We start from the raw sequence: 8,748 nt of genomic DNA, 5'->3' as shown, positions 1-8,748 counted from the left end.
TGGGCCGGTACAACGCCTTCGCCGGGGGTTACGGCGGTGGCTCGATCCACTGGTCGCCGAGCACCGGTGCGCACGAGACGTACGGGGAGATCCGGGACCGCTGGGAGGAGCTGGGCTGGGAGCAGGGCGTGCTGGGCTACCCGATCACCGGGGAGCTCGGGACCGCGGACGGTGAGGGCCGGTACAACCACTTCGCCGGGGGCTACGGCGGCGGCTCGATCTACTGGTCGCCGAGCACGGGGGCGCATGAGGTGTACGGGGAGATCCGGGACCGCTGGGAGCGCTCGGGCTGGGAGATGGGGCCGCTGGGCTACCCGGTCAGCGGGGAGTACGACGTGCCCGGCGGTCGGCGCAGCGACTTCCAGAACGGCTACATCACCTGGGACCGCGCCACCAACACGACGGAGCTGGTGGTCACGGACTGACGGCGCGCCACCCGCGCCCTGGGCCCGCGGCTGCGGCGTCCCTGTTCCCGCAGTCCGCGGGATCCGGGACTCCCGCAGTCCGCGGGATCCGGGACGGCCGGCGGCACGATGGCACCGCGCCGCGACGGGCGACCACCGCACCGGTCGGCTCCGCACGGGACCGGGGCCGCAGCCGCTCGGTGGTGTCTGCCGACCCAGGCACGTGCCGGCAGACGGTGTGGTGCTCAAGCAGTGCGTTCACCCGGTCGATGGAGGTCACGTCAGGTCGTCACCGAACGTGAGCGGAGCAACCAGCGTGTCCATCCCCAGTGCCGGCGTCACCCGGGTTCTCGTCCTCGCCGACGCACCCGTCCTGCGCCGCGGTCTCGTCGGCATGATCGACGAGACCGCCGGCATGCAGGTCGTCGGTGCGCCGGGGGAGCCCCGCCGCGCCCTGGTGCTGGCCGAGTCCGCCCGCCCGGACGCGGTGGTCGTGGAGCTCGGTTCCGGGCGCAGCGCCACGCTGACCGCCTGCCGCGACCTGCGCCGCCGCTTCCCGCGGACGGCGATCGTCGCCGTGGCGACGTCCGAGGACCCGGCCGTGGTCAACGAGGCACTGGCCGCCGGCATCCGCGGCTACCTGCTGATGAACACCTCCGCCACGCTGCTCGGCTGGGCCGTGCTGGCCGCCCGCGCCGGTCGCACCGTCGTCGACCCGCAGATCCGTCGGGTGGAGCCGGGCGCGGCCGCCCCGGTCGCCCGCGAGCTCACCCCCGCGGTGCCGCTGACCCGCCGGGAGTCCGACGTCCTCGACGAGCTCGTCCTGGGCCAGTCCAACCGCACGATCGGCGAGAACCTGTTCATCTCCGAGGACACGGTGAAGTCGCACGTGAAGGCGATCCTGCGCAAGCTCGGCGCCCGCGACCGGGCGCACGCCGTCTCGCTGGTGCTCTCCGCCCGCAACGGCTGCACCTGCGGGGCGCACGACCTGACCGCCGCTCCCGTCGAGATCTGACCCGGTGGGCCCCGAGGCCGGGGCGGCGGGCGGCCGGAGTCGGCGTTGGGTCCCCCGGTGCGATCTCCGGCGACCGAGGAACGGTCCGCGGCCGTGGTGCTGCCGCAGGCCGTCGCCGGCTGAGCCGGAGCGGCTCAGCGGAACCGGCCGGGCGGCCGCTCGCGGGGTTACCGTGCTGGGCATGGTCGGCGTCCTGGCGGCTGCACTGCTGCTCCTGCTGCTGGCCGGGATCGTCGTCTGGATCGTCTCGACGCCTCAGCCGTGGCCGGCCGCCGGCCGGCTGCTGCCCGGGCGCGTACGGGAGTGGCGGGCGCGGGCGGTCGCCGCAGCGCACTGGCACGCCGCCCACGACGAGGTGGACGGGATGACGCGGGTGCTGCTGCGCCGCAGCTGTCCGGGTCCCGACGGACACCCGGAGGTGCTCGAGGAGCGGGTGTTCGACAGCTTCCCGGCGGACGACCCGATGTGGGAGGCACGCTTCACCGAGGCGATGGCCGGCGCCCGCTTCCGCTGCTCCTACCTCAACACCGAGGAGGGGCAGGCGTAGCCGGTCGGCCGGCGGGCAGGATGGGTGCATGGGTCAGGTCGTCGCCACCACCGAACGTGTCCTGCGCGCACCGGCGGACGTCGTCCGCGCCGCGCTCGCCGACTACGCCGTCACCCGTCCCGCGGTGCTCCCCGAGCAGTACAGCGAGTACCGCGTGGACGCCGGCGGCCAGGGCGCCGGCACGAAGGTCCACTGGCGCCTGCAGGCCACCTCCAAGCGGGTGCGCGAGCAGGACGTCGTCGTCACCGAGACCTCCGACGGGGCGCTCGTGGAGACCGACACCAACTCCAGCATGGTGACCACCTGGACCGTCTCCGCCGCCGACGCGGGGGTCAGCACGGTCCGGGCCCGCACCACGTGGACCGGTGCCACCGGCATCGGCGGGTTCTTCGAGCGCACCTTCGCCCCCAAGGGCCTGGCCCGCATCCAGGACGCGATGCTGGCCCGGCTCGAGGAAGCGGTCGCCGCCGGCTGAGCCCGAACCGCCGTCCGTCAGGACGACGCGTGGTCACCGCCGGGCCATCGGTAACCGGCCGCCCCGATCCGGCGGGCCAGCTGGTCCCGCAGCTGGGCGTGCTCCGCGGTCAGCGCGGCGAGCTGGGCCGGGTCGACCCCCAGCCCGGCCCGGCCGATCCCCGCGGCGTCCAGCGGCGGCGCCGTCCGGGTGCGCTCGCTCCCGGTCGCGGGGGCGTGGTCGACGTACTGCTGCACGGAGGAGACGACCGACCGGCGCAGCCCGGCGGGGAGCCGGCCGGCCGGGTCGGCCGCCGACGACAGCACCAGGGTCGCGTCCAGGAGCACCGCGACGGCGGGGGCGGTGCCGAGCTCGGGCGTCCGCGGCCGGTAGGCGTGCAGCAGCGGGTACGCCCGGTGCTGCTGCCCCAGCGTCGCCAAGGTCGCGGACAGCGACGACAAGGGCACCACCGCCGGGAGCGCCGTCCCCGCCGCGACCAGGCCCGTGGCCATCTCCGTGCCGGTGTTCCCGAACCCGGTGATCTGCGAGGCGAAGCTCCGCTTGCCGACCACGGCGGAGATCACCGAGGTCAGGTAGGAGACGCCCAGCGTGATGAGCAGCATCCCGCTGAGCGCGGCGGCCATGGTGGCCAGCTGGAAGCCGGCCCCGGCGGGCTGGTAGCCGCCGTTGCCCAGGGTGGCGACGTTGTAGCCGGCGAAGTAGAACCGTTCCCAGACCGACGCCGGCGCCCCGCTCGACGCGCCGACGACCGCGTCCTCGTCACCGAGGAAGACCAGCGACCAGCCGAGCCAGAGCAGGCTGAACCAGGCGCCGAGGGTCGCTGCGACGAGGACGACGCCGGGGCCGCCCACGAAGCGCACCGGAGCCGCCTCCGCCACCGCCGGTCGCCGGGCCAGCCGCCACACCGCGTCGGTGATCAGCCGGGTGAGCGGGCCCGGGCCACTGGCCACCGCCAGCGTCGTCCGCGCCTCGTCGACGACCGCGAACGCGACGATCGCCAGGCCGATGACGTCCCACCACCAGCCGGTCACGCGGTGCTCCGGCGGCGTGCGGGCTCGCGGCGGTCGGTGGTCCGGGGGGTCGGCGTGGGGACGACGGTCGGCCTCCTCGATCGGGCCGGCGGCGCATCCGCCGCGCGGCAGGGACGATGGCGGGGTGACCGTAGCGACCTCCACCGTCGAGGGCCTCCCCGAGCTCGTCGGCCTGCTCGGCGGCGGCGGGACCGTCGTCCTCTCCGGCGCCGGGTTGTCCACCGACTCCGGCATCCCCGACTACCGAGGTGCCACCGGGTCGCTGCGCCGGCACACCCCGATGACGTACCAGACGTTCACCCGCGACCCCCGCGGACGGCACCGCTACTGGGCGCGCAGCTTCGTCGGCTGGCGGCAGATCGCCGGGGCGCGGCCCAATGCCGGGCACCGGGCCGTCGCCGCGCTGCAGCGGGCCGGTGCGGTGGCCGAGGTGATCACCCAGAACGTCGACGGGCTGCACCAGGCCGGCGGGGCGCGCGACGTCCTGGAGCTGCACGGTGGGCTGGACCGCACCGTCTGCCTGGCCTGCGGGGACGTCGCCTCGCGCGCCGACCTCGACGTGCGGCTGCGGGCGGCCAATCCCGGGTTCCGCCCCGAGCCGGTCGACGAGGTCAACCCCGACGGCGACGCGGAGCTGCCCGACGAGGCGCTCGACGGGTTCGTGATGGTCGGCTGCCTGGCGTGCGGGGGCGGCCCGCTCAAGCCCGACGTCGTGTTCTTCGGCGAGACGGTGCCGCGGGACCGGGTCGATGCCTGCTTCGCGCTGGTCGACGACGCGCGGGCGCTGCTGGTGCTCGGCTCGTCGTTGACCGTGATGAGCGGCTACCGGTTCGTCATCCACGCCGCCAAGCGGGGGATCCCCGTCGCCATCGTGAACTCCGGGCCCACCCGGGGCGATGCGAAGGCGACGCTCAAGGTCGACGCTCCGCTGGGCGTGGTCCTGCCCGAGCTGGCCGGCCGGCTGGGATGAGCCGGTCGGCGGCGCTGCGGCCGCTCGGCGGTTGAGGAAGGACCTCCCTGCCCCCACTGCTCGCAGGCTCGCAGCGGGCCCCTGCAGGAGGCCGACCAGGACCGAAGATTCACCACCTGCTCGGAGGGGCAGGAACCGCCGCGATGCAGACCTTCGTGCCGGTGGCCGACTTCGAGGAGAGCGCGCGGCTGCTCGACTCGCCGCGGCTGGGCAAGCAGCGCGTGGAGACGCTGCAGATCCTGCGCGCCCTCGAGCTGCCCGACTACGGCTGGGCCAGCCACCCCGTCGTCGCGATGTGGCGCGGCCGGACACCGGCGCTGGTCGCCTACGGCCTGGCCATGGTCCGGGTCTGGCGCGAGCGCGGCTTCGCCGACACCACCGAGACGCTGATCGGTGAGTTCGCGCCCGACGTCGTCGGCGTGCCGCAGGCGGAGCTGGCGGCGGCCGGGCTCCTGCCCTCCTGGGTGGGCGACGAGGAGCTGCACCGCTCGCACCGGTCGAACCTGATCGCCAAGGACCCGGAGTTCTACCGGGCCCGCTTCACCGAGCTCTTCGGCCCCGAGCCCGACGACCTGCCCTACGTATGGCCGGGGCCGGACGACGTGCCCCCGACGCCGGAGCCCGACGGGGTGCGGGTGTGGGTGGTCCGGCCGCGCGCGCACAACGAGCTGGGCGCCTGCCTGGCGGCGGGCGTCGTCGGGCTCGGCGTCCAGTCGGGCATCGACGTCGACGCCACCGGGCTGGATCCCACCGAGCTGCGGGCGCTGTCCAAGGAGATCTCGGGTCGCCGCCCGGCCAAGGACCTGCGCCAGTTGTCGGCCTTCCTCGACGAGATGAGGCCCGGTGATCCGGTCGCGCTGCCGATCGAGCACGGCGCCGGGCTGCTCCTCGGCGAGGTGGTGGGGGAGTACCTGTTCCAGGGCCGGGAGCTGCTGCCGCACCGCCGCCCGGCCCGCTTCGACCGGGTGGTGCCGCGGGCGGCGGCCCGGCCGCCCGCGACCCTCCAGGACCCGCGTGCGCTCTTCCAGGTCGTGCTCGACCCGGCGGTGCTGGCCTAGGCGGGCAGTGGCACGTTCTGCAGCCGCACCTGCCCGCGGGCGACCAGCGCGCCGTCCTCCCGGGTGAGGGCGACCTGCCACAGCTGCTGGGTGCGCCCCTGCTGCACCGGCTCCGCGACGACGTCGACCCGGCCGCCGGTCATCGAGCGGAGGAAGTCGGTGTTGTTGTTGACGCCGACGGCGAACTGCCCGCGGTCCCGCACCGCGAGGCTGGCCCCGATGCTGGCCGCCGACTCGACGACCGAGCAGTACAGCCCGCCGTGCACGACGCCCCACGGCGTGTGCTGGTCGGGCCCGAGATCGACGTGCCCGGTCACCCGCGTGCCGGTGGCCTCGGCGACGTCGAACCTCATCGCCGAGACGAATGCGCCGGCTGCCGCCGTCGGGTCCACCGGGGGACCGCTCACGCGTCCCACACCAGGCAGAAGGGGTGGCCGACCGGGTCGGCGTAGACCCGGAAGTCGCCCCCGCCGCCGGGCAGCTTCCGGGCGCCCAGGGCCAGCACCTTCGGCTCGGCCTCCTCGATGTCGGCGACCCGCACGTCGAGGTGGAACTGCTGCGGGCGCTCGGGGTCCGGCCAGTCCGGCGGCCGCAGGTCCGGCGCCTGCTGGAAGGCCAGCCGGTACCCCGCGCCGGTGACGACGACCCAGTCGTCCCCGGGCCCGCCCCGGCTGATCTGCATGCCGAGGAGGTCGGCGTAGAAGCCGGCCAGGGCGTGTGCGTCGGGCGCGTCGATCACGACGGAGTGCAGTTGACCGATCATGGCGCCATCCTGGCGCGCGCCCGGGCGGGCCGACAGCCGGGAACCGGCCACGCGTCGCCGGGATCCCGCCACGGGACCCGGCTGCAGCGCGCCGACGCCGTGCCGCAGGATCGGGGGCATGCCCGACCCCGCTGCCCCTGTCCTCGGCTCGCTGCGCTGGCTGCCGGCCGCCGGGCGCCCCGGCCTCCTGGCCCCGCCGGTCGCCGCCGCGCTGCCCGCGCTGGCCGGGCCGGCCTGGGTCGCGGAGATCGCCGAGGACCTCGCCGACACCGCCGCCTTCACCGACGCCTACGGGGTGCCGCTCGCCGCGTCGGCCAACTGCGTCGTCGTCGCCGCCCGCCGCGCCGGGGAGACGACGCTGGCCGCCTGCCTGGTCCTCGCCACCACCCGCGCCGACGTCAACGGGCTGGTGCGCCGGCACCTGGGCGCCCGCAAGGCGTCGTTCGCGCCGCAGGACGTCGCGGTGGCCGAGAGCGGCATGGCCTACGGGGGCATCACCCCGGTCGGGCTGCCCGCCACCTGGCCGGTCCTCGTCGACGCGGCGGTGGCGGCGGCCGAGCTCGTGGTCGTCGGCTCGGGCACCCGCGGCGCCAAGCTCGCGGTGCCGGGTGCGGTGCTCGCCGCGCTCCCCGCAGCCGAGGTGCTCGAGGGGCTCGGCCAGCCGCTCCCCGCCGAGGCACCGGCCCGGCCGCCCGCGCGACCGCTGCGGCTGGACCGGGCGACGGACGACAGCGACGTGGGCTGGGGGGAGCGCCCGGCCGACGGCGCCGAGGCCGATCGGCGCTACCTCGAGGACCGGCCGCCGCACTGGGGCAGCGACTGATCAAGGGCCCTCCTGCTCCCCGCCACTCGCTGGCTCGCGGCGGGACCTTGCAGAAGGGCCGTTCCAGCCGGTCCCCACCTGCTGCGCGCGGAGCAGGTCCCGGATCTCGACCAGCAGTTCCAGCTCCGTCGGTCCGACGGGGCCGGGCTCCTCGCCGCGCGCCCGGCGGGCGAACAGCCGGTGCACCGGCAGGATGACCAGGAAGTAGACGATCGCGGCCGTCAGCACGAACGTGATCACCGTGCTGAGGAAGGCGCCCCAGGTGAACCGCTGACCGTCGACCACCAGCACGCCCCCGAACTCGCCCCCGCCGCCCAGCAGCTCGATGAGCGGCCGGAGGAACGAGTCGGCGAACGAGGTCACCACCGCGGTGAACGCCGAGCCGATGACCACGGCCACGGCCAGGTCGACGACGTTGCCGCGGAACAGGAAGTCCTTGAAACCGTTGAGCACCCGATCATCCAGCCACACCCGGCCGGCGTCCTCAGGTCGGGGGCGGCAGGCTGACGGTGAGCGTCGCGGTGGCCGCGGCGGCCGCGATCCGGGCCGCGGTGGCCTCGTCGACGGCGAGGACGAGCAACCCGGCGCCCGGCTCACCGGCGTCCCCGGTCGGGGCGGCGAGGACCAGCGCCCCAGCCGCCACCCGCTCGGCCGGCCCCGGGCCCGCTCCGGTGGCCAGCACGTCCACCCGGTCGCCGGCCCGCAGCAGCGCCGCGACCGCCAGGTCGGCCAGGCGCACCGGAGCCGCCACCTGGCCGGGGGGCAGCAGGGCCGTCAGCCCGGCGCCGACCAGCCGGGCGTCGGTGAGCGGCTCCCCCCGGCGGACGTGCCCGGCGAGCACGCGCCGCACCAGGGGATCCGCGACGCCCACCGCGCCGTCGGGCACCGCACCGCGCGGCAGCCGGACGAGGGCCAGGTGTTCGCGGGTCAGGCTGGTGCCGGCCGGCAGGTCGGTGGCCGCCACCACGACGGGGGCCGTGCGCGGCTGCTCCCCGTCGGCCGGGGTGGGCGCCGGGCGCAGCGCGAGGGCCAGCGCGAGCGCGGCGAGCAGCGCGGCGGCCAGCCGGCGGGCCGTCAGCAGCGGGAACCGGGGTCGGCGCAGGCGCAGCATGCGCCGACCCTGCCCGAGCCGGCGGCGGCCCTGCAGCCGGCCGGCGGGAGCTGTGGACCGCGGGCGGCGCTGTGGAGGGCCCCGGACCGCCGACCTCAGGTGGTGGCGGCCTTGGCCCCGCTGCCGGACGTCGACGGCGTCGTCGACGAGGTGGAGGCCGAGCTCGACGAGCTCTCCTTGGCCGGGGTCGACGACGAGGTGTCCGTCGAGGCCCCGTTGCTGCCCGTGCTCTCCGACGACTTGCCGTTCGACCGGCTGTCGGTGCGGTAGAAGCCCGAGCCCTTGAAGACGACGCCGACCGAGCCGTAGACCTTGCGCACCGCGGCGCCGCACTCGGGGCACTCGCTCACCGGGGCGTCGGTGAAGGACTGCACCACCTCGAACTCGTGCTTGCCCTCGGCGTTGGTGCAGGCGTACTGGTACGTGGGCACGTCGTGGCTCTCCCTGGTCGAGCGGAGGTAGGGGTCCGGGCTGGCACTCCCGCCCGGAGACTGCCAATGATGCGCCATGCGGGGACCCGCCGTCCACGTCCACGGGGGCGGGTGGGACGC

The 8,748-nt window shown here is 75.8% G+C and carries 13 protein-coding genes; 7 read left to right on the top strand and 6 right to left on the bottom strand.

The genetic code is table 11. The annotated features are described in order from the left end of the window. The 4 genes from ACI79Q_RS11950 to ACI79Q_RS11935 form a co-directional block, all read left to right on the top strand. Nucleotides 1–425, top strand: a 425-nt coding sequence (locus ACI79Q_RS11950) for an LGFP repeat-containing protein (RefSeq protein WP_456590900.1), incomplete at its 5' end; no start/stop codon positions are given. A gap of 295 nt (nt 426–720) precedes the next feature. Then, nucleotides 721–1,419 carry a LuxR C-terminal-related transcriptional regulator gene (locus ACI79Q_RS11945; RefSeq protein WP_456590899.1) on the top strand — a complete coding sequence of 233 codons (699 nt, stop codon included), beginning with the start codon at nt 721–723 and terminating at the stop codon, nt 1,417–1,419. A gap of 181 nt (nt 1,420–1,600) precedes the next feature. Then, nucleotides 1,601–1,966, top strand: coding sequence for a hypothetical protein (locus ACI79Q_RS11940; RefSeq protein ID WP_456614745.1), 366 nt, complete (start codon nt 1,601–1,603; stop codon nt 1,964–1,966). 28 nt (nt 1,967–1,994) lie between these two features. Next, a complete protein-coding gene (locus ACI79Q_RS11935) occupies nt 1,995–2,441 on the top strand; it encodes an SRPBCC family protein (RefSeq protein ID WP_456590897.1) in 447 nt (148 codons plus the stop codon). A gap of 17 nt (nt 2,442–2,458) precedes the next feature. Here ACI79Q_RS11935 and ACI79Q_RS11930 read toward each other — a convergent pair whose 3' ends face one another. Next, nucleotides 2,459–3,472, bottom strand: coding sequence for an ion channel (locus ACI79Q_RS11930; protein ID WP_456590896.1), 1,014 nt, complete (start codon nt 3,470–3,472; stop codon nt 2,459–2,461). Between the two features lie 124 nt (nt 3,473–3,596). On the opposite strand from ACI79Q_RS11930, the gene ACI79Q_RS11925 reads away from it, so the two are divergent. Next, the gene (locus ACI79Q_RS11925) at nt 3,597–4,442 is read left to right on the top strand and encodes an NAD-dependent protein deacetylase (protein WP_456600626.1); all 846 of its coding nucleotides are present in this window, start codon (nt 3,597–3,599) and stop codon (nt 4,440–4,442) included. Between the two features lie 143 nt (nt 4,443–4,585). Further along, on the top strand, nt 4,586–5,500 hold the full coding sequence (locus ACI79Q_RS11920) for an MSMEG_6728 family protein (RefSeq protein WP_456590894.1): 915 nt from the start codon (nt 4,586–4,588) through the stop codon (nt 5,498–5,500). Here ACI79Q_RS11920 and ACI79Q_RS11915 read toward each other — a convergent pair. Both ACI79Q_RS11915 and ACI79Q_RS11910 read right to left on the bottom strand, forming a co-directional pair. Continuing rightward, nucleotides 5,497–5,907, bottom strand: coding sequence for a PaaI family thioesterase (locus ACI79Q_RS11915; protein WP_456600627.1), 411 nt, complete (start codon nt 5,905–5,907; stop codon nt 5,497–5,499). The two genes, ACI79Q_RS11920 and ACI79Q_RS11915, sit on opposite strands and share 4 nt — an antisense overlap. Further along, nucleotides 5,904–6,263, bottom strand: coding sequence for a VOC family protein (locus tag ACI79Q_RS11910; RefSeq protein ID WP_456600628.1), 360 nt, complete (start codon nt 6,261–6,263; stop codon nt 5,904–5,906). The genes ACI79Q_RS11915 and ACI79Q_RS11910 overlap by 4 nt, the downstream gene beginning before the upstream one ends. 118 nt (nt 6,264–6,381) lie before the next feature. On the opposite strand from ACI79Q_RS11910, the gene ACI79Q_RS11905 reads away from it, so the two are divergent. Further along, nucleotides 6,382–7,086, top strand: a complete 705-nt coding sequence (locus tag ACI79Q_RS11905) for a YbaK/EbsC family protein (RefSeq protein ID WP_456614744.1) — start codon at nt 6,382–6,384, stop codon at nt 7,084–7,086. Here the strand turns inward: ACI79Q_RS11905 and mscL are convergent, their stop codons facing one another. The 3 genes from mscL to ACI79Q_RS11890 all read right to left on the bottom strand — a co-directional run bounded on the left by mscL (nt 7,087) and on the right by ACI79Q_RS11890 (nt 8,628). Beyond that, nucleotides 7,087–7,557, bottom strand: a complete 471-nt coding sequence (gene mscL, locus ACI79Q_RS11900) for a large conductance mechanosensitive channel protein MscL (RefSeq protein WP_456612906.1) — start codon at nt 7,555–7,557, stop codon at nt 7,087–7,089. Nucleotides 7,558–7,570: 13 nt separating this feature from the next. Continuing rightward, nucleotides 7,571–8,197 (bottom strand): Flp pilus assembly protein CpaB, encoded by a 627-nt coding sequence (gene cpaB, locus ACI79Q_RS11895; protein WP_456614743.1) that lies wholly within the window; start codon nt 8,195–8,197, stop codon nt 7,571–7,573. A 95-nt stretch (nt 8,198–8,292) separates the two neighbouring features. Then, nucleotides 8,293–8,628: an FmdB family zinc ribbon protein gene (locus ACI79Q_RS11890; protein ID WP_456590888.1), complete on the bottom strand. Its 336-nt coding sequence runs from the start codon at nt 8,626–8,628 to the stop codon at nt 8,293–8,295. Between the last annotated feature and the right edge of the window lie 120 nt (nt 8,629–8,748).

Source organism: Blastococcus sp. SYSU DS0828 (genome assembly GCF_054050975.1).
The sequence above is the reverse complement of the archived record's forward strand: the minus strand, read 5'-3'. Positions and strand labels throughout refer to the sequence as shown.

Bases quoted from the DNA above. Each gene is read 5' to 3' on its own strand.
- ACI79Q_RS11940 (WP_456614745.1), top strand. From the start codon at position 1,601: ATGGTCGGCGTCCTGGCGGCTGCACTGCTGCTCCTGCTGCTGGCCGGG.
- ACI79Q_RS11935 (WP_456590897.1), top strand. From the start codon at position 1,995: ATGGGTCAGGTCGTCGCCACCACCGAACGTGTCCTGCGCGCACCGGCG.
- ACI79Q_RS11920 (WP_456590894.1), top strand. From the start codon at position 4,586: ATGCAGACCTTCGTGCCGGTGGCCGACTTCGAGGAGAGCGCGCGGCTG.
- ACI79Q_RS11910 (WP_456600628.1), bottom strand. From the start codon at position 6,263: ATGATCGGTCAACTGCACTCCGTCGTGATCGACGCGCCCGACGCACAC.
- ACI79Q_RS11905 (WP_456614744.1), top strand. From the start codon at position 6,382: ATGCCCGACCCCGCTGCCCCTGTCCTCGGCTCGCTGCGCTGGCTGCCG.
- cpaB (WP_456614743.1), bottom strand. From the start codon at position 8,197: ATGCTGCGCCTGCGCCGACCCCGGTTCCCGCTGCTGACGGCCCGCCGG.